Here is an 18833-nt window from a genome sequence, read left to right on the forward strand (position 1 = left end):
AACCCTTGGTGGCCCAGACTACACCCGGCGTAGTTTCCGGAATGTGCCTACAACATATCGTGTGACGGTTCCACGAGGGTGTAAAGCGAAAATTCCGTTACCGGCTTATGTCAGCCGAACTCAAGCCGCTTGACCGCGCAGCGCAGGCAGGCTCAAACCGCCCAAAACCTGAAGGGGGGCGGATGCGCGATCACGGCGGCGATATCGACAAGGCGGCAAACCGCTTTGGGGGGACGGACTGGATCGACCTGTCAACGGGAATCAACCGCCGAAGCTGGCAGGCCGGGCCGCTTTCAGCGCACGCCCTGACCGCCCTGCCGACACAGCAGGATCAGGCGCGGCTTTGCGCCTTGGCCGCGGTGCGATTCGGCTGCGCATCCGAACAGATCCTGCCGCTGGCGGGCGCCTCGGCGGCGATCCAGCTTGTGCCGCATGTGATCCCGGGGCAGCGGGCAGCCGTGTTTTCGCCCACCTATAACGAACATGCTGGCAGCCTGCGTTCTGCCGGTTGGCAGGTGGCGGAACCCCATGATCCGGCGGGGCTGTCCGGTGCCGATCTGGCGGTGATCGTAAACCCGAACAATCCCGACGGGCGCGAATTCACGCCGGCGCAGATCGCCGCCATCGCCGCGACGGTCGGCCATCTGGTCGTGGACGAAAGCTTTGCCGATCCGCGCCCGGATCTGTCCGTAGCGAGCGAACGACCGGACAACGTGATCGTGCTGCGCAGTTTCGGCAAGTTCTGGGGCCTCGCCGGGCTGAGGCTGGGCTTTGCCATCGCCGCGCCCGATCTGCTGACGCGGCTGGCAGAGCGTGCAGGCCCCTGGCCGGTCAGCGGGCCGGCGTTGGAAATCGGCGCGCAAGCACTGGCCGATGCGCGATGGGCCGACGATACCGTAGTCTGGCTGTCCGAGGCGACGCTGCATCTGGACCAGATCCTTACCGCGCAGGGTTGGAACCTGATCGGCGGCACGCATCTGTTCCGGCTCTACGAGGTGGCCGAGGCACGTGCCGCGCGCGATCTGCTGGCCCGCGCCGGGATCTGGAGCCGTATCTTCCCTTGGCACGACCGCTGGATCAGGCTGGGCATTCCCGGCAATCGCCGGGAATTCGACCGCTTGGCGCAGGCGTTCAAAGCACCCGGTTGATATGACCCATCTTGCGGCCGGGACGCGCCTCGCCCTTGCCATAAAGATGGATCTGGGTGCGCGGCCGCCCAAGCAGTTCGGGAATGCGCAGGATATCGTCGCCGATCAGGTTCTCCATCTCGACATCGGCATAACGCTGACCGTCCCCCAGAGGCAGGCCGGCGACCGCACGGATATGCTGTTCGAACTGATCGACAGCGCAGCCCGCCTGCGTCCAGTGCCCCGAGTTATGCACACGCGGCGCGATCTCGTTCACCACCAGCCCTTCGCGGGTCACGAAAAGCTCGACCCCCATGACACCGACATAATCCAGCGCATTGACGATCCGGGCGGCGATCAGCACCGCATCCGTCAGCAGGCCTTGCGGCAGGCCGCAGGGAACCGCTGTCGTGTGCAGGATACCGTCGCGGTGGACGTTCAGCCCCGGGTCGTAGGCTGCGACCTGCCCATCCACGCCCCGCGCGACGATGACGCTGATCTCGGCCGAAAAATCGACGAACCCCTCCAGCACCGAGGGTGCGCCGGTCCATTCCCGCTGGGCCGCGTCGGAAAACCGGATCTGACCCTTGCCGTCATAGCCCAGCCGCCGGGTTTTGAGGATCGAGGGCACGCCCAGCGCCTCCAGCGCCTCGGACAAGTCCGCTTCGGTTTCCACGTTGCGATAGGGGGCGGTCCGCAAGCCGATGCCGGTCAGGAAATCCTTTTCGCTTAGCCGGTCCTGCGACACGGCAAGCGCGCGACGGTTCGGCCGGATCGGGCGCAGCGACTCCAGCAAGTCCAGCGCCGCCGTGGGCACGTTCTCGAATTCATAGGTGATGACATCGACCGATTCGGCGAATGCGCGCAAGGCGGCCTCGTCCTCATACGGCGCGGTGGTCAGCGCATGGGCCACGTCGCCCGCCGGTGCGGCACCCGGCTCATAGATATGGCAGCGATAGCCAAGCCGGCTGGCTGCGACCGACAGCATCCGGCCCAACTGACCGCCACCCAGAATGCCGATTACCGAACCTGTGGGCAGTTCACTCATCTTTCGGCTCCTCAGGGATGGAATCCGACAGCGCCTGACGCCAGGCATCCAGCCGCCCGGCCAGCGCAGGGTCCGAGATCGCAAGAATGCCCGCCGCCATCAGCCCGGCATTGGCCGCACCGGCTGCCCCGATGGCCATGGTGGCGACGGGATAGCCCTTGGGCATCTGCAGGATGGAATAAAGCGAATCGACGCCGGACAGCGCCTTGGTCTGCACCGGCACGCCGATCACCGGCACCCGGGTCTTGCTCGCCATCATGCCCGGCAGATGCGCGGCCCCGCCGGCACCGGCGATAATGACCTTCAGCCCCCGCGCCACAGCCGTCTTGCCATAGTCCCATAACCGGTCCGGCGTGCGATGGGCGCTGACGATCCGGGCCTCGTAGCCCACGCCCAACTCGTCCAGTATGGCTGCGGCCTCGCGCATGGTGGGCCAGTCGGACTGGCTGCCCATGATGATTCCGACGGGTTTTTCCATGGCGACCCCCTTTTGCGCCCCGCCCTAACGCGACGGACGGAATCATGCAATCAGGCGATGATATCCGGGGTCAACTCATCCTCAAGCCGGGCGATGCGGTCCTTCAGCGCAAGCTTCTGCTTCTTGAGCCGTTGCAGCGTCAGCGAATGGGTCAGGCTTTGTTCCGAAAGCGCGGCGATCGCCACGTCAAGGTCCCGATGTTCGCGGCGCAGCACCTCGAGTTTGGCGCGGCCGATTTCTTCATGGGACATCTCGTGCTGGGCGTTCATCTGGGGCCTCGGGCTGGAACGCCTTGGTTATAGCGCAGCCCCCTGACGTTGTTAATGGTTTTGCATAAACGAGTTAACGCGGGACCTGCGGCCGTGAGCCACGCCGCTGCCATGCGGCAAACCCTTGTTTCCGACAGCATCCGTTCACATATTGCTTTTGCTGGATCGCCACTTCCGGGGTCCGGTCGACAGTCGCTTTGATGCAAAGGGCTTGCGAATGACCAAGATCAGTCTGGCCGCTCATCCGTTCCTGCTGGGGTTCGACCAGCTTGAGCGTCTGGCCGAAAGGGCCGCCAAGGGGGCCGAGGGCTATCCGCCCTATAACATCGAACACCAAGGCCAAAACGGCTTTCGCATCACGCTGGCCGTGGCGGGTTTTTCCGACGACGACCTGTCCATCACGCTGGAGAACCGCCAGTTGGTGATTCGCGGCAGGCAGGCAGAGGCGGATGACGAGCGCGTCTTTCTGCACCGGGGCATCGCCTCACGCGCCTTTCAGCGCAGCTTCGTGCTGGCGGATGGCGTCGAGGTGGTATCGGCCGGGCTGGAAAACGGGCTTCTGAACATCGATCTGCGTCGGGCCGAGGCCGACAGCATCGTGCAAACCATACCGATCAGCCGCAAATGAAAGGGGATCGCAAATGAACGAGAGATTCGATTTCGACCCGCAGGAAGCGGGCAATATTGTCTATATCCGCCGCGTCGCCATGGACAGCCTGCCGGATGAGGTGCGCCGTCAGGTGCCCAACGTCGATGCGCTTTATGCCGTGCACGGCCCGGATGGAGAGCGGCTGGCGCTGGTCAAGGATCGCAGCCTGGCCTTTATGCTGGCCCGCCAGAACGAGTTGACCCCGGTCAGCGTGCATTAAAGCTGCAGAAAACCGGCGCCTGCTTGCGCCCAACCCCATGACCCGCGCCGGCGCATCAATGTGCCGGCGATTTGGTCCCGTCTGCCGCTAAAGCCCCGTCGCGTCCTCGGGTTCGACCAGCACCAACCCGACCTCTTCGCGGTATTGCCGCAACAACGCTTGCGTCGCCGGATCGGCGGGCAGCAGCAGATGCGTCGCCCCGTGATTGCGGCAGACAAGCGCCTGCCAAAGCGCCGCGCGCGGACCGATATGAAAAGGCGCAATCTTGAGCGGCAGCAGCACCGCGCCAAGTTCAACAGCCAGCCGCCCGGCAGCCATCTCATCCGCCGGATCGCATGCCAGCACCCGCTTACAGTCCTGCGTACGGAAATGCGCGCGCCAGCCGTTCGGCCCATTCCGGGCATCGCCCACAGCGGGCAGCCCCTTGACCGGACCACCCAGTCGGACCGCTCCAAAGGTCGCGCCCGGTTGCGATGATTCGCCAGAGACAGCCGGGGGCCCACCCCCCTCGGGCCGCCACTTGTCGGTAACCGAGAGAATGGCCAGAACAGCGCCTTGGGGACCGCGCAGGGCGATATCCTCGCCCGGCTCGACCTGATCGGCAAATTCCGCCGCGACATCCAGCACCACGGGCACCGGCCACAGCGCGCCCGAGGTCAGCCGCATCCCCTCGGCCACCGAATCGCAATCGGCCTGCGTCAGGAAACCGCGCAGAGGAAAGAAAGCACCGCTGGTCAGCAGTTCCAGTTCGGCCAGTTGCGCCGCGGTCAGGTCCCATGCGAGCAAGCGCTCTGCCCCGGCGCGCAACTGCTGCCCGGCGTCGGGACTGACCATGAGTTCGCGGATTGGCTGGTGATGCGGCAAGGTCATCGGCGGTCTCCGCGATAGTTGGTTAAATCTGCCCGCCCTTCAGGCCGGGATCTCGGCCGCATGCGGGTTCGGCGCGCCTGCCATGTCATGCTCGGCCAGATAACGCTCGGCATCCAGCGCGGCCATGCAACCCATGCCAGCACTGGTCACCGCCTGACGATAGATGTGATCGGTCAGGTCGCCCGCTGCAAAGACGCCGGGGATCGACGTCCGCGTCGTGCCCGGCTCGACCGTGACATAGCCGCCGTGATGCAACTCCAATTGATCCTTGACCAGTTCCGAGGCCGGCGCATGGCCAATGGCGATAAAGACGCCATCCGCAGGCAGCACCTGCTCGGTCCCCTGCCGGACATGGCGGACCTTGACGCCGGTCACGCCCAAGGGCTGCTCGTCACCCTGAACCTCGACCAGTTCATGATCCCACAGGATCGAGATCTTGGGATTGCGCAACAGCCGCTCTTGCAGGATCTTTTCGGCCCGCAGACTGTCGCGGCGATGAACCAGCGTCACCTTGCTGGCGAAATTGGTCAGAAACAGCGCCTCTTCCACGGCGGTATTGCCGCCACCGATCACCACCACCTGGCGGTTGCGATAGAAAAAACCGTCGCAGGTGGCACAGGCCGAAACGCCGAAACCCTTGAATTTCTCTTCGGACGGGATGCCCAACCATTGCGCCTGCGCCCCGGTCGCAAGGATCACCGCATCCGCAGTGATGCGCGCGCCCGAATCAAGCTCGGCCACGAAGGGGCGCTGCTTCAGGTCCAGCCGCGTCACGGTATCGACAAAGATGCGGGCACCCATGGCGCGGGCATGCGCCTCCATCCGGACCATCAGGTCGGGGCCTTGGATCTCGGTTTCGCCGGGCCAATTCTCGACCTCGGTGGTGATGGTCAACTGACCTCCCGGTTGCATGCCCTGGATCAGCACCGGCGACAGCATGGCGCGCGCGGCATAGACGGCGGCGGTATAGCCGGCCGGCCCCGAGCCCACGATCAGCACGCGGCTATGCGCGGGAAGGCTGGTGTCGGCGGCAATCTCGGCGGGGACATGGGACATCGGAGGAAACCTTTCGCTTGGCGCTGCCTTAGCTAATCACCACCGGCCCGGCATGCAATCCACAAGGCCGTCTCCCGTATCGGTGGAAAGAATGTTGCGCAATCCGACCTCGCGGGATAGTTTCCGGCATGTTTTTTGCCGCATTGGCAAGACAGGAGACCTGATGACCGCCGCCAGACTTGACGAGATCGACCGCAAAATTCTGGCGGAACTGCAAGCCGACGGCCGCATGACCAATGTCGAATTGGCCCGTCGCGTCGGCATTTCCGCCCCGCCCTGCCTGCGCCGGGTCCGTGCACTGGAAGAGACGGGCTATATTCGCGGCTATCACGCCGATATCGACGCCCGCGAACTGGGCTTCGAGGTGCAGGTCTTTGCCATGGTGCGCCTGCACAGCCAGTCCGAACGCGACCTGTCCGCATTCGAGGCACTGGCCTGCGATTGGCCCTTGGTGCGCGAGTGCCACATGCTGAACGGCGAAATCGACTTTATCCTGAAATGCGTCTCGCCCGATCTGCCCAGTTTTCAACGATTCCTGACGGAAAAACTGACCTCGGCGCCGAACGTGGCTTCGGTCAAGACCTCGCTGGTGATCCGCTGCGCCAAGGATGAACCGGGCGTGCCCTTCAGCGTAGTCGAGGAACGCGTGGCGGCGCTGGGATAAGGGCGCAAGACCAACCCGGCATGATGCATGGCGCAGCCCGCCCGGGATCGCCTTTTAAAGCGCGATGACCGAGATCAGCCGGCCGTAATCCGCCTGTTTTTGATGCGTGCTGCGGCGATAAGAGAAAAAGCGGTCGGCATCGGAATAGGTGCAATGCCGGGTCCATTCCGCCTCGACCCCTGCCTCGCGCAGCCGCATCAGCCCAAAGGATGGCAGGTCGAACATCGGCCGCCCGTTTGGCCCTCCGGCGAAGAAACGGTGATAATCCGGTTCTTCGACCAGGAATTCGTCCATGAAATCCTCGCTCACCTCATAGGCGCGCTGGCTGATCGTGGGGCCGATAACAGCGCGGATGCGGGTTGCGCCCAGATCGTTCATCGCGCCCACCGCCGCCTCGATCACGCCCGAAAGCGCGCCGCGCCATCCGGCGTGAACGGCCCCGATCACCTGGGCTTCCGGGTCGGCCAGCAGGATCGGCTGGCAGTCGGCGGTCAGAACCGCCAGCGCCACGCCAGGCTGGTCTGTAATGATGCCGTCGGCGCGGATGCGGGCAAGATCAGCAGGGTCGTCGCCCTGCCGCAGCACGGCGATCTCGGCCGAATGAACCTGATGCACGGTGGCAAGCCCGCCGGAAGGCACGCCCATCGCCTTGGCGACCCGGGCGCGGTTGATGCTGACGATCTCTGCCTGATCGCTGGAGCCGTAGCCGCAGTTCAGCCCCGCGAACAGCCCGGAAGAGGCGCCCCCGCGCCGCGTGAAAAAGCCATGCCGCACCGAGGTGAGCAGCGGGTGGGTCAGAATCTCAAGCGTCGTCTGCATCTTCGTCCAGGGGCTCGAATCCAGCAGGCACGGGCGCATGGCGAGCCCATAAGGCCAGCACCTTGAACAGGTGACCCATTTCCCCGGGCGCGGTCAAGCGATGAAGCGCAGCCATCGCGCCGGCATCCCCCGCCTGCGCTAAGCGTTCCGCACGTTCCCTGATGCCCAGCCGCAACAGCCATTCGCCCTGCGTGACCATACGCGAAGCGCGGGCGCCAGCAGCACGCGCCGCCATGGCCAGCGGCGCGAAATCCACATGCGCGGTCAGGTCGGCCTCGCCCGGATTGGCCAGAGGCCCCTCGGGGGAATGGCGGCGCAGGGCCTGAAAGGTATCTCCCTGCCCGTTCCACCCACCATAGTCGATGACGATGGCACAGCCGCCATGCGCGGCGATTCGCCCGGCGACCTGCGCGGCGATCGGCACGGCATCGGGACAGAATTCATGGATCGCCCCATCGGTCAGGGACGGCAGGCGGGACCCCAGCGCCTCGTCACTCACCGGGGCCAGCCCCAGTTCCAATCCGCCCTGTGGGTCCAGAACCACGACCCGTTCGGCCCATCCCTTCCCGACTCGCTGGAACTGACGGATCGGCAGGGCATCGAAAAACTCATTGGCAACCAGAAACAGCGGGGCCTGCGGCAACTGCGAAACACCGTCCAGATGGTCGATTTCGCCAAGCTTTTCGTTCTGCACCCGGCGCAGATGCGGCGATGCCTCGACCAAGGCGACACGGGCCGCCCGGGCCATGCCGGGCACCACGCGAATGGCGCGCAGGATATCGGCCATCAGCGTGCCCCGCCCGGGGCCAATCTCGGCCAGAGTAAAGGGGCTGGGCGACCCCTGATCCAGCCACGATTGCGCCAGCGCCAGCCCCACCATCTCGCCAAACATCTGACTGATCTCGGGCGCGGTGGTGAAATCGCCCGCGGCGCCGAAAGGGTCGCGCGTCGCGTAATAGCCATGTTCGGGATGCAGCAGGCAAAGCCGCATGTATTCATCCAGAGGCATCGGGCCGGACAGCCGGATGCGCGCGGCGATCAGTCGCGCCAGCGGCGTCATGTCGCGCCGTGCGAAAGGGCCGGCCGCATCCGGGCGCGGATCAGGAAGGCCAGCCCGACCAATATCATCGGCAGCGACAACAACTGCCCCATGGTCACGCCCCAAACCGGACCGCCCAGCACATGGCCCAGCGGATTGTCCGGCGTGATGAATTGCGCATCTGCCTGCCGGAAGAACTCGACGACAAAACGCGACAGACCATAACCCATCAGGAACACCCCCAGCGCCTGCCCCGGACGACGCAAGCCCCCGGCGCGAACCAACAGGAACAAAACGGCGGCCAGCACCACGCCCTCAAGCCCGGCCTCGTAAAGCTGGCTGGGGTGCCGCGCGCAGGGGCCGACGATGCCAGGGCAATTCTGCGCCGCCTCTCCCGGAAAGATTACGCCCCAAGGGGCATCGGTCGGCCGGCCCCAAAGCTCGGCATTGATGAAATTCGACAGCCGGCCAAGGCCCAGCCCCACGGGAGTCGCCACCGATAGCGCATCCGCCAGCCGCAGCGCCAGGATGTCATGGCGGCGGCAGTACCACCAGGACGCCAGCACCACGCCCAGAAACCCGCCGTGAAAGGACATCCCGCCGCGCCATATCACCGGGATCTGCACCGGATTGGCCAGATAATAGCCGGGCTCGTAGAACAGAACGAACCCCAGCCGCCCGCCCAGCACCACGCCGGCAATGACCCAGGTCAGCAACTCCTCGACCTGCTCGGGGCGCATCGGGGGTTGATCGCCCCAGAGCGGCGGGCGCCGCATCAGCGCGACGATAATGCGCCAGCCGATCAGCAGCCCGGCCAGATAGGCCAGCGCATACCAGCGCAGCGAGAACTCCATGCCGAGCAGATGGATGGTAAAGATCTCGGGCGAAATGTCGGGAAATGGGATCATGAGCTCCTCGTTTCGGCGCGGGCAGGCTACGCGGGGGCGGTCTTGTGTCAACCGCTGCCGTCAGGCAATTGAACAGCAGCGCCACCGGGGCCATATAGGGGGTCTCGCTGAACCGAAAGGCCCGCCATGACCGCAAACAACCGCATTCTCGACGATCTCTCGAAATTGATGACCAATGCCATGGGCGTGGCCCAAGGCGCCAAGGACGAGGCACAGACCGCCTTCAACGGCTGGATCGATCGATGGCTGGCCGAGCGGGACTTCGTCACCCGCGAGGAATTCGAGGCCGTGCGCGAGATGGCGATCAAGGCCCGGACCGAGAATGCCGAACTGCGCGCACGCCTTGACGCGCTTGAGGGCAAGACGGACGCTCAGGGCTGAACCTGCTGGTGCAGCCGCCCTTGCTTGTCATACAGCAGCACCTCGCCCGTTTCGGTCACCACCACCAGCCAATCGCGGGCGAAAGTGACGGCGGCGGGGTGCGCCCCTTCGGGCAAAACGATCTGCTCGGGCAATTCCGGCAGCGGCGGCTGCGACAGGCGCAACCATAAAAGCGCCGCGATCACCAGCATGCCCAGACCCATCACCACCGCCAGCGCGGTCACCAGCATGCGCAACCAGCGCAGCATCGGCAGCGCTTCCTCTGGTCCTGCATCCAGCCTATCATCCCGTGCCATGGCCGAAATCCTTATCACCATTCCCGAAGGTCTGTCCGAGCGTCTTGATAAGGCGCTTGCCCTTGCCGCGCCAGAGCAGGCGGCGCTGTCGCGTTCGCGCCTGACGAAACTGATCGCCGAGGGCGCGGTTCTTGGCCCCTCCGGCCCGGTAACGGACGGCAAGGCCCGGGCCGAGACCGGCGACTACCGGGTCCTGATCGGTGCGCCCGAGCCGCTCGAGGCGCAGCCCGAGCCGATACCGCTGGCGATTGCCTATGAGGACGCGGACCTGATCGTCGTGGACAAGCCCGCCGGCATGGTGGTGCATCCCGCACCCGGCGCACCATCAGGCACGCTGGTGAATGCCCTGCTGGCGCATTGCGCAGGCAGTCTGTCGGGGATCGGCGGGGCCGCCCGGCCGGGCATCGTGCACCGCATTGACAAAGAAACCTCGGGCCTTCTGGTGGTGGCGAAAACCGACCGGGCTCATCAGGGGCTGGCACGGCAATTCGCCGACCACACGGCGCGGCGTCGTTATCTGGCCCTTGCCCACGGCATGATCGACGCTGCCGACGCAAGGCTGCGCGGCCTGCCGGGCATCAGCTTCGAACCGGGCAGCGTGCTGCGGATCGCCACCCTGATCGGCCGCCACCCCGGCGACCGGCAGCGTCAGGCAGTCAGCTTTCATAACGGCCGCCATGCCGTGACCCGCACCAAGGTGATCGAGGCTTTCGGCACGCCTCCGGCCGCCATGCTGGTCGAATGTCGATTGGAAACCGGGCGCACCCATCAAATCCGCGTGCATATGGCCCATGCGGGATTGGGCCTGATCGGCGACCCGGTTTATGGTGGGAACAGGCGGGCCTCGGCCAAGGTGCTGGGCACGGATGCAACCGATGCCATCGCCGCCTTTTCCCGGCAGGCCCTGCATGCGGCCGAGTTGGGGTTTGAACATCCGGTCAGCGGCCAGACGCTGACCTTTGCCAGCCCGTTGCCGCCCGACATGGCCGGATTGCTGGCGATACTGCGCGGCGAGCTGGTCTGACGGAACCCGGACCGCACCGATAGCGTTCACAATTACCCGCCAAAGTGCGGGACAGGGAATTTTCAAATGGCGAACTATCAGATCCTTCCGGCACCCAGCCCCGAACAGGGGCTGAACCGCTATTTGCAGGAAATCCGCAAGTTCCCTCTGCTGGAACCGGAAGAGGAATACATGCTGGCCAAGGCCTGGGTCGATCATGAGGACGCCGAGGCGGCACAGCGGCTGGTCACCAGCCACCTGCGGCTCGCGGCCAAGATCGCCATGGGGTATCGTGGCTATGGCCTGCCGCAGGCCGAGGTCATTTCCGAAGCGAACGTGGGCCTGATGCAGGCGGTGAAACGCTTTGACCCCGAAAAAGGCTTTCGTCTTGCGACCTATGCGATGTGGTGGATCCGCGCCTCGATCCAGGAATATATCCTGCGGTCCTGGTCGCTGGTCAAAATGGGCACCACTTCGGCGCAGAAAAAGCTGTTCTTCAACCTGCGCAAGGCCAAGTCGCGGCTGGGTGCGCTGGAGGAAGGCGACCTGCGCCCCGAGAATGTCGCCCAGATCGCCCATGACCTGAACGTGACCGAGCGCGAAGTCATCGACATGAACCGTCGTTTGTCCGGCGGCGATGCCTCGCTGAACGCGACTGTCGGGTCGGGCGACGGCGAATCGACCGCGCAATGGCAGGACTGGCTGGAGGATGAGGACGCAAACCAGGCCGAAGCCTTTGCCGAGGCTGACGAAATGTCGGCCCGGCGCGAGATGATGATCGCCGCGATGGATGTGCTGAACGACCGCGAAAAGGACATCCTGATGGAGCGTCGGCTGCGCGACAATCCAATGACGCTGGAGGATCTTTCGACACGTTACGCGGTTTCGCGCGAGCGCATCCGTCAGATCGAGGTCCGGGCCTTTGAGAAGCTGCAAAACCGCATCCGGGAACTGGCGCGCGAAAGAGGCATGACCGTGCCTGAAACCGCCTGATCCGCGATTGCTGCCGGCGCGTCCTTTCCATGGCCTGTCAGAATGGGGTCCCCTACGGCGCGGGTGTCGGGGACGGATTACGAAACCCGAGGAGTTGGCCGTCGGACGGATACGCCCCCGTAGAGCCGCCGGAAGACGGGCGAGCTTCGCAGTGCCGGAAAGCATTGCAGTGCCGTTGCGGCCCGACTTGCAGCAGCCGAAAAATCCGCGCAGTTTTCCCGGCTCCAACCGGTTTCTCTGCGGTAGCAGGTTGGAAATTATCGTGACAACGGGCAGAGTTGACCGAAGCCCGGCGTGGATTATGGTCGGGACAGGAAAGCAAAGGCCGGTGGCGCGGACATGACGGCGCTGAACCAATATCAACGGCTTGAAGCCGCAGGAATCTGGCGCGAGACGCCCAAATCGCAGCTGCGCGATGTGATCGTCTCTTTCGGGGACGCGACATTGATATTGACCGATCCGCGCTCGGAAATGCCGCTGGCGCATTGGTCGCTGCCCGCGGTAATGCGGCTTAACCCCGGCAAGCTGCCGGCGCGCTATGCCCCCGGCGGCGTCGATGCCGGCGAAGAACTGGAAATCGACGACGAGTTGATGATCTCGGCCATTTCCAAGGTTCATCAGGTCATCGAGGCAAGCAAGCCGCATCCCGGTCGACTGCGCAGCGGGTTGATGCTGGGCGCGGCAGCCGTCATGGCGCTGCTGGCGGTGTTCTGGGTGCCGCCCGCACTGGTGCGCCACGCCGCCGATATCGCGCCCCCTGCACAACGGGCCGAGATCGGGCGGATGGTCCTGGCCGAGATCGCCAAGACGACCGGTAACCCATGTTCGCGTCCGGCTGGTGATATGGTGCGGCAAAAGCTGGCGATGCGGTTGATCGGCCCGGATGCGCAGATCATCGTGGTGCCCGCAAGCTTGGGCGGCGCGCTGCGCCTGCCGGGACCATTTACCGTCATCGGCGAAGATCTGATCGAGCGACAGGTGACGCCCGAGGTCGCGGCCGGTCATATCCTGGCCGCACAGGCGGCGGCAGTGCGCGATGATCCCCTGCTGGCCGCGCTGCGCCATGCCGGACCGCGGGCGACTTTCCATCTGCTGACTGCCGGGACGCTGCCCGCGAAATCCCTGTCGGGCTATGGCGAAAAGCTTTTGGCCGATGCGGTGCCACGCCCGGATGATGAACCGCTGCTGGCCTATTTCACCCGCGCCGGAATCTCCAGCGAACCCTATGCCCGCTCGCTGGACCCAACGGGCGAAGCGGTACTGGGCCTGATCGAGGCCGACCCCTTTCGCACGGCCGAGCCCCGGCCCGTGTTGAGCGAGCGCGAGTGGGTGGCGCTGCAGGAAATCTGCGACCAATGATCGCGGGTCAGCGGGGAAAGGCATCGCCAAATCCCGCCTTGCGGATGGCGTCGAGCGCACGAACGATGGTTTCGCGGTCGGTAAAGGGCCCGGTCATGAGAAACTGCACATCGCGCCCACCAACCCGATCCTTCCCGCGCAACACTGGATAACCCATCTCCGCAACGCGCCCGGCGGCGCGTTCGGCATTTTGCGCATTGGCAAAAGTGCCGATCTGCACATAGCGCGCACCAGCCGGAATCATGCCAACCGAAGGCGTTACCGGCTTGGAAGGTGCATCAGGGCTGGCCCGAGGCGTCGCGACAGCCTTTGCCATGGCGGCAGGTTTTCCGCCTCCAGCTCGCGGTGGCCGGACTGCCATGACCTGCACAGGTTCTGACGCTTCGACAGCCCCGGCGGCAGGCAAGGTGAGAGGCGCGCTTTCGCCGGGCCCGGCACTGCTGCCCACCGGACGCATGAAACTGAGCCGCGACAGTTCGGATTTCGGCAGTGCCGCGCAATAACCCTGCGTGGGGTCGCTGAGAGCCGCCTTGCCCGGCTCGTCATCATAGCCCAGCAGACTACACAGCCGACGGTTGGGCTGCAGCGCCCCACCCATGTTCTGGCGCAAGGCGGGCGCCGCCGCCAAAGCCGCCCGCAATGTATCCGAAGGCGCAGATGAATGGGGTTCTGGGCCCAGATCCGGCAGACGCTCCATCGGGCGGGGGTCGCTGGCCAGTTCACCGGGGCGCAGGTTGGTGATGATTTTCAGCGACAGCGCCTCCTCCACCAGCTCGGCACGACTTCGTCCGGCATTCGGGTCCAGCGCCCGCAACCTGGCCTTGCCGTCCAGCCCGCGTGCCGACAGCGTGGGGGGATAGCCACAGATCAATGTGCCGTCGCGCGCGAGGCGCGCGCCCCAGCCCCCTGAATCATCGCGCAAAAAGACACAGCCGCGGCTGTCGATATACTGGCGGGATGGAAAATCGGCCGGTGGCTCTTCCGCCGGACGGAAGTCCTGCGCCACCGCAAACCCCGGCCAGAACGCCAGCATGAGCCACAGAATTGCGCGCATCGTCCCATCCCCGAATCGGTATCCTGACCCGGTGATAGGACCTAAGCGCTGAAGAGCCGGTTAACGCAGACTCATTTTGTCCCGAACATCCGGTCTCCGGCATCGCCCAGTCCCGGCCAGATATAGCCGTGATCGTCCAGCCGCTCGTCCAGCGCGGCGGTTACGATCGGCACGTCCGGATGAGCCTCGCGCATGCGCGCCACCCCTTCGGGCGTGGCGAGCAGGCACAGGAATCGCAGATTGCGCGCGCCCTTCGCCTTGAGCAGGTCGATGGCCGCAACCGAAGAGTTCCCCGTGGCCAGCATCGGATCGACCACAATGGTCATACGTGCGTCCAACTCATTGGGAACCTTGGAGTAATATTGCACTGGTTGCAGGGTCTCGGGGTCGCGGTAAAGCCCGATGAACCCCACACGCGCGGCTGGGATCAGTTCCAGAATCCCGTCCATGAGCCCATTCCCGGCCCGCAGGATCGAGATCAGCGCCAGCTTCTTGCCTTCCAGCGTCGGCGCATCCATCCCGCACAGCGGAGTTTCGATGCGCACCGTGGTCATTTCCAGCTCACGCGTGATCTCATAAGCCAAGAGCAGGCTGATTTCGCGCAATAAACGGCGGAAACCGGCAGTCGAGGTGGTCTTATCGCGCATCAGGGTCAGCTTGTGCTGAACCAGCGGATGATCGACGATGGTCAGATGCGCTTGGGTCATGTCAGTTCCTTTCGCAGGCGGGTTCTGGTGGTCTGGTCGCAAAAGGCCGCCTCGACGGCCCAAAGGTTCATCTGCCGAAACTCGGCCTCAGCCCAACCGAACGCGTCGGCAAGCCGTTGATATTCATGCGACAGCGTGGTGTGGAAAAATGGCGGATCGTCGGTCGAAACGGTGACGCACACACCGGCATCGACAAGCCGAGCGATGGGATGGGCGGGCCAGTCAGGCACCAGCCCAAGCGCCAGATTCGAGCCGGGGCAGACCTCAAGCGTGATATGTTGTTCGGCCAGATCGCGCATCAACTGCGCATCCTCGACGGCACGGATGCCGTGGCCGATACGGGTCACGCCAAGCGCCAGCGCATCGCGGATGGAATCCGGGCCGCCCCATTCGCCGGCATGGGCGGTCAGGCCCAGCCCCGCCTCGCGCGCACAGTCGAAGGCCCAGGCGAAATCGGCCAGTTCACCCACATCCTCGGCACCGGCAATGCCAAGGCCCGCGACCCACCCACCCGAGGTTTCGGCCGCGCAAATCGCCGTCTTGCGCGCGCGCTGGGGATCCAGATGGCGGATGCAGGTCAGGACGGCGCGGCTGGCGATGCCGTCACATTCGGCCTGCGCCGCGACCTCTTCCATGGCGGCCAGATAGTCGCGCCAGGCCGCCAGATCAGCGCCGCCGCAGAACTCGGGCGAGACGAAAAGCTCGGCATAGATCGCGCCCTGATCGGCACATTGCGCCAACACCTCGGAAAGCAACCGGGCATAGTCGCGCGGCGTGGTCAGGACCGACGCCGCGGCCTCATAGACGCGCAGAAAGTGCCTGAAATCCCGCCAGACATAAGCGCCGCGCTCATCGAAGATGCCATCGATGTTCTGACCCTTCTCGGCAGCGACCGAACGGATGAAAGCGGGCGGAGCCGCGCCTTCAAGATGCAGGTGCAATTCGATCTTTTTCAACGACTTCAAAGAAAAGACCTCCCCGGACCGACGGCTGGAAGGCCCAGATGCACGGCAACCGAGGCACCGATATCGGCAAAGCCCACCTTTCCAACGGCACGCGCGCCGTAGCCCCAGCCCAGCACCGGCACGCGCTCGCGCGTGTGATCCGTGCCGCCCCAGGTCGGATCGTTGCCATGATCGGCGGTAAAGATCGCCAGATCCCCCGGCCGTAGGCGCGCGATCAGCGCCCCGGCGACGCCATCGAACCACTCCAGCGCCGCCGCATAGCCGGCCACATCGCGGCGATGGCCGTAAAGACTGTCGAATTCCACGAAATTGGCGAATGTCAGGCTGCCCGGGCGGGCTTCATCGGCCAGCGCCAGCAGGTGACCGGCCAGATCGGCATCGGACTTGCCCTTGTGCAGTTGCGAGATACCGCGATGCGAGAAGATGTCGCCGATCTTGCCCACGGCATGTGTTTCGCGCCCGGCCTGTTGCGCAATGTCCAGAAGCGTCGGCCCCGGCGGGGCAATGGCATAATCGCGGCGGTTCGGAGTGCGGGCAAAGCTACCCTCGGCCCCCAGAAAGGGCCGCGCGATGACCCGGCCAACGCGCATCGGGTGGACCATGGCGGCCACGTCCTCGCAAAGCCGATAAAGCCGCTCCAGGCCAAAGACCCCTTCATGCACAGCGATCTGCAGCACACTGTCGGCCGAGGTATAGCAGATCGGCCAGCCCAAGCGCAGGTGTTCGGCCCCAAGCCGGGCGACAATCTCGGTCCCCGAGGCATGTTCATTGCCAAGGATGCCGTCGGTGCCTGCCGCGCGCGCGATGCTTTCGCTCCACTCGGCCGGAAAGGCGGGACGGGTGTTGGGGAAATAATGCCAGTCCCAAGGCACCGGCACGCCCGCGATTTCCCAGTGACCCGAGGGGGTATCCTTGCCGCGCGACACCTCGGTCGCCGCCCCCCATATCCCCTGCGGCACGGCGCCAAGGCCGGGCGCCACTGCGCCACTTGCCAGACGGATCGCCGCGCCAAGCCCAAGCGCATCCAGATGCGGCAGCGCCAGCGGGCGCGTCTGGGCAATATGCGCGACGGTATTCGCCCCCGTATCGGGCCGGTCGTCGTTGAAAAAACCGGCAGCGTCGGGGGCGCCACCTATGCCCACCGAATCCATCACGATCAGAAAGGCGCGTCTGTCGGTCATGTCACCTCGTTGCGGATCAATGGCCCGGGGTCCGGGCCATCGCCCAGCAGATAGGCGGCCGCAACGGTGGCGACTGCCGCCTCGGCCGCCGCCTCCGAGGCGGCATGGACCAGCGCCAGAGGGCGATCCGGGCCCGCCTCTTCGCCGATGCGCAAAAGTTCTGCAAGCCCCACTCGCGGGTCGATCCTGTCACCGGCATGCAGCCGCCCACCGCCAAGCGCCACGACGGCATGGCCAAGCGCCTCGGTGTCGATGGCGGCGACGCGGCCCTGACCCGGCACGACGCGCACCACGGGCGCTGTGGGCAGATGGCGGTCAGGGTGATCCAACAGATCGACGGGCCCACCCTGCGCCACCACCATGCGGGCAAATCGTTCGGCTGCTGCACCGCTTTCCAGCGCCCGCAAGGCATCGCCGGACGCACCACCCAGCGACAGGCAGGCCGAGGACAAAGCCAGCGACAGATCGCGCAGCGCCCCCTGCCCGCCCGTCAGCACGGCAATGGCCTCGCGCAGTTCCAGCGCATTGCCGGCTGCGCGGGCCAGAGGTTGATCCATGTCGGTGACATAGGCGCGGGTGCGGCAGCCAGCCCCATTCGCCGTATCGACCAGCGCATGTGCCAAGGTCAGCGCGGCCTCTGGATTGCGCAAAAAGGCACCGCTGCCCTGTTTGACGTCGAGCACCAGCGCATCCAGCCCCGCCGCCAGCTTCTTGGACAGGATCGAGGCGGTGATGAGGTCGATCGAGCCCACCGTCGCGCTTTCATCGCGGATCGCGTAAAGCCGCGCATCGGCCGGCGCAAGATCGCGCCCTGCCGCCACGATCGCACAACCCACCGTGGCCACGACGCGGCGAAAATCATTCTCGGGCAAAGCGGTGCGAAAGCCGGGGATGGCCTCCAGCTTGTCCAGCGTGCCGCCGGTATGCCCCAGCCCACGCCCTGAAATCATCGGCACATAGGCGCCGCAGCACGCCACCACCGGGGCAAGGATCAGGCTGACCGTATCGCCAATGCCGCCGGTCGAGTGCTTGTCCACCACAGGCCCCGGCAGGTCCCATGCCAATACCTGACCGGAATCGCGCATGGCCCGCGTCAAGGCCACCCGGCCCGCCTCATCCAGACCGCGCGTCAGCACCGCCATGGCAAAGGCCCCGGCCTGGGCATCACTGACCGAACCGTCGGCCAGACCGCGCGCGATCAACACGGCACCCGCCGCATCCAGACCCCGGCCGTCGCGAACGGCGGCGATGACCGGGCGCGGGTCGGCTGGGCTCATTCCGTGCCCGACATATGGCTGATGCCAAAGCGGCCGGGCAGCAGCTCGCCGATGGTGGTGGCAAGTTCGTCGCCCCGCGTCGTGGCCAACAGCACCGGAGTCTCGGGTCGGCCGAACTCGGCCAGTTTTTGCCGGCAGCCGCCGCAAGGGGGCACCGCGCCTTGCGAGTCGGCGATGACGGCGACCTCGACGATCTCGGTCTCGCCCGCCGCGACCATGGCGGCGATGGCGCCGGCCTCGGCGCAGGTTCCCTCGGGGTAGGCCACGTTTTCGACGTTGCAGCCGGCATAAATCCGGCCCGAGGCCCCGCGCACCGCCGCGCCGACCTTGAAGTTAGAATAGGGTGCATAGGCCCTTTCGCGCACCTCGCGCGCCGCGTCCAAAAGCGCCATCATTCCCGCCTTTCACCTGCCCCTGCCGACCGGAATGCAAGTTTGCGCGCGCCCCGCCCCCGATGCAAGAGCGGCACG

The 18833-nt window shown here is 65.5% G+C and carries 23 protein-coding genes; 8 read left to right on the forward strand and 15 right to left on the reverse strand.

What is annotated here, in order from left to right; genetic code table 11:
• Positions 1-182 precede the first annotated feature (182 nt).
• Positions 183-1148, forward strand: coding sequence for a threonine-phosphate decarboxylase CobD (gene cobD / locus JWJ88_RS08210; RefSeq protein ID WP_205293626.1), 966 nt, complete (start codon positions 183-185; stop codon positions 1146-1148).
• On the opposite strand, the gene JWJ88_RS08215 is transcribed toward cobD, so the two are convergent.
• The 3 genes from JWJ88_RS08215 to JWJ88_RS08225 are packed head-to-tail and all read right to left on the reverse strand — an operon-like array spanning position 1132 to position 2922.
• The gene (locus tag JWJ88_RS08215) at positions 1132-2175 is read right to left on the reverse strand and encodes a 5-(carboxyamino)imidazole ribonucleotide synthase (protein WP_205293627.1); all 1044 of its coding nucleotides are present in this window, start codon (positions 2173-2175) and stop codon (positions 1132-1134) included. The two genes, cobD and JWJ88_RS08215, sit on opposite strands and share 17 nt — an antisense overlap.
• Entirely contained in the window at positions 2168-2653 is a 486-nt protein-coding gene (gene purE, locus JWJ88_RS08220; protein ID WP_205293628.1) for a 5-(carboxyamino)imidazole ribonucleotide mutase, read from the reverse strand. Before purE ends, JWJ88_RS08215 begins: the two co-directional genes overlap by 8 nt.
• Positions 2654-2703: 50 nt before the next feature.
• Positions 2704-2922, reverse strand: coding sequence for a YdcH family protein (locus tag JWJ88_RS08225; RefSeq protein WP_205293629.1), 219 nt, complete (start codon positions 2920-2922; stop codon positions 2704-2706).
• A gap of 217 nt (positions 2923-3139) precedes the next feature.
• Between JWJ88_RS08225 and JWJ88_RS08230 the strand changes: the two genes are divergently transcribed.
• Entirely contained in the window at positions 3140-3550 is a 411-nt protein-coding gene (locus JWJ88_RS08230) for an Hsp20 family protein (protein ID WP_205293630.1), read from the forward strand.
• A gap of 13 nt (positions 3551-3563) precedes the next feature.
• Positions 3564-3791 carry a DUF1150 family protein gene (locus JWJ88_RS08235; RefSeq protein ID WP_205293631.1) on the forward strand — a complete coding sequence of 76 codons (228 nt, stop codon included), beginning with the start codon at positions 3564-3566 and terminating at the stop codon, positions 3789-3791.
• Between the two features lie 87 nt (positions 3792-3878).
• On the opposite strand, the gene JWJ88_RS08240 is transcribed toward JWJ88_RS08235, so the two are convergent.
• Positions 3879-4661, reverse strand: coding sequence for a bifunctional sulfate adenylyltransferase/adenylylsulfate kinase (locus tag JWJ88_RS08240; protein WP_205293632.1), 783 nt, complete (start codon positions 4659-4661; stop codon positions 3879-3881).
• A gap of 39 nt (positions 4662-4700) precedes the next feature.
• Entirely contained in the window at positions 4701-5717 is a 1017-nt protein-coding gene (gene trxB, locus JWJ88_RS08245) for a thioredoxin-disulfide reductase (protein ID WP_205293633.1), read from the reverse strand.
• A 163-nt stretch (positions 5718-5880) separates the two neighbouring features.
• Here trxB and JWJ88_RS08250 point away from each other — a divergent pair, with 163 nt between their 5' ends.
• On the forward strand, positions 5881-6381 hold the full coding sequence (locus tag JWJ88_RS08250; protein ID WP_205293634.1) for an Lrp/AsnC family transcriptional regulator: 501 nt from the start codon (positions 5881-5883) through the stop codon (positions 6379-6381).
• A 54-nt stretch (positions 6382-6435) separates the two neighbouring features.
• Here the strand turns inward: JWJ88_RS08250 and pgeF are convergent, their stop codons facing one another.
• From pgeF to lgt, 3 genes are read right to left on the reverse strand one after another with little or no spacing between them, the layout of a single operon-like run.
• Positions 6436-7200, reverse strand: a complete 765-nt coding sequence (gene pgeF, locus JWJ88_RS08255; protein ID WP_205293635.1) for a peptidoglycan editing factor PgeF — start codon at positions 7198-7200, stop codon at positions 6436-6438.
• The gene (locus JWJ88_RS08260) at positions 7184-8260 is read right to left on the reverse strand and encodes a class I SAM-dependent methyltransferase (protein ID WP_205293636.1); all 1077 of its coding nucleotides are present in this window, start codon (positions 8258-8260) and stop codon (positions 7184-7186) included. The genes pgeF and JWJ88_RS08260 overlap by 17 nt, the downstream gene beginning before the upstream one ends.
• Complete coding sequence (lgt, locus tag JWJ88_RS08265; RefSeq protein WP_205293637.1) at positions 8257-9147, reverse strand: prolipoprotein diacylglyceryl transferase; 891 nt, start codon at positions 9145-9147, stop codon at positions 8257-8259. The genes JWJ88_RS08260 and lgt overlap by 4 nt, the downstream gene beginning before the upstream one ends.
• A gap of 126 nt (positions 9148-9273) precedes the next feature.
• Here lgt and JWJ88_RS08270 point away from each other — a divergent pair, with 126 nt between their 5' ends.
• Positions 9274-9528 (forward strand): accessory factor UbiK family protein, encoded by a 255-nt coding sequence (locus JWJ88_RS08270; RefSeq protein ID WP_205293638.1) that lies wholly within the window; start codon positions 9274-9276, stop codon positions 9526-9528.
• On the opposite strand, the gene JWJ88_RS08275 is transcribed toward JWJ88_RS08270, so the two are convergent.
• Positions 9519-9824 (reverse strand): DUF6476 family protein, encoded by a 306-nt coding sequence (locus JWJ88_RS08275; RefSeq protein WP_322984001.1) that lies wholly within the window; start codon positions 9822-9824, stop codon positions 9519-9521. The genes JWJ88_RS08270 and JWJ88_RS08275 overlap by 10 nt on opposite strands.
• Between JWJ88_RS08275 and JWJ88_RS08280 the strand changes: the two genes are divergently transcribed.
• From JWJ88_RS08280 to JWJ88_RS08290, 3 genes are all read left to right on the forward strand, one after another.
• Positions 9823-10848 carry an RluA family pseudouridine synthase gene (locus tag JWJ88_RS08280; RefSeq protein ID WP_205293639.1) on the forward strand — a complete coding sequence of 342 codons (1026 nt, stop codon included), beginning with the start codon at positions 9823-9825 and terminating at the stop codon, positions 10846-10848. The genes JWJ88_RS08275 and JWJ88_RS08280 overlap by 2 nt on opposite strands.
• Positions 10849-10914: 66 nt before the next feature.
• Positions 10915-11820 (forward strand): RNA polymerase sigma factor RpoH, encoded by a 906-nt coding sequence (gene rpoH, locus JWJ88_RS08285; protein WP_205293640.1) that lies wholly within the window; start codon positions 10915-10917, stop codon positions 11818-11820.
• 339 nt (positions 11821-12159) lie between these two features.
• The gene (locus JWJ88_RS08290) at positions 12160-13179 is read left to right on the forward strand and encodes a hypothetical protein (protein WP_205293641.1); all 1020 of its coding nucleotides are present in this window, start codon (positions 12160-12162) and stop codon (positions 13177-13179) included.
• Positions 13180-13186: 7 nt separating this feature from the next.
• On the opposite strand, the gene JWJ88_RS08295 is transcribed toward JWJ88_RS08290, so the two are convergent.
• The 6 genes from JWJ88_RS08295 to JWJ88_RS08320 form a co-directional block, all read right to left on the reverse strand.
• Complete coding sequence (locus tag JWJ88_RS08295; protein ID WP_205293642.1) at positions 13187-14233, reverse strand: SPOR domain-containing protein; 1047 nt, start codon at positions 14231-14233, stop codon at positions 13187-13189.
• 71 nt (positions 14234-14304) lie between these two features.
• Entirely contained in the window at positions 14305-14940 is a 636-nt protein-coding gene (gene upp, locus JWJ88_RS08300; protein WP_205293643.1) for a uracil phosphoribosyltransferase, read from the reverse strand.
• On the reverse strand, positions 14937-15905 hold the full coding sequence (locus JWJ88_RS08305) for an adenosine deaminase (RefSeq protein WP_205293644.1): 969 nt from the start codon (positions 15903-15905) through the stop codon (positions 14937-14939). The genes upp and JWJ88_RS08305 overlap by 4 nt, the downstream gene beginning before the upstream one ends.
• Positions 15902-17086 (reverse strand): phosphopentomutase, encoded by a 1185-nt coding sequence (locus tag JWJ88_RS08310; RefSeq protein ID WP_205293645.1) that lies wholly within the window; start codon positions 17084-17086, stop codon positions 15902-15904. Before JWJ88_RS08310 ends, JWJ88_RS08305 begins: the two co-directional genes overlap by 4 nt.
• Positions 17083-18363, reverse strand: a complete 1281-nt coding sequence (locus JWJ88_RS08315; RefSeq protein ID WP_205293646.1) for a thymidine phosphorylase — start codon at positions 18361-18363, stop codon at positions 17083-17085. The genes JWJ88_RS08310 and JWJ88_RS08315 overlap by 4 nt, the downstream gene beginning before the upstream one ends.
• Positions 18360-18755, reverse strand: a complete 396-nt coding sequence (locus JWJ88_RS08320) for a cytidine deaminase (protein ID WP_205293647.1) — start codon at positions 18753-18755, stop codon at positions 18360-18362. Before JWJ88_RS08320 ends, JWJ88_RS08315 begins: the two co-directional genes overlap by 4 nt.
• Positions 18756-18833: the final 78 nt, after the last annotated feature.

It is taken from the genome of Paracoccus methylovorus, from assembly GCF_016919705.1.
GTDB lineage: Bacteria > Pseudomonadota > Alphaproteobacteria > Rhodobacterales > Rhodobacteraceae > Paracoccus > Paracoccus methylovorus.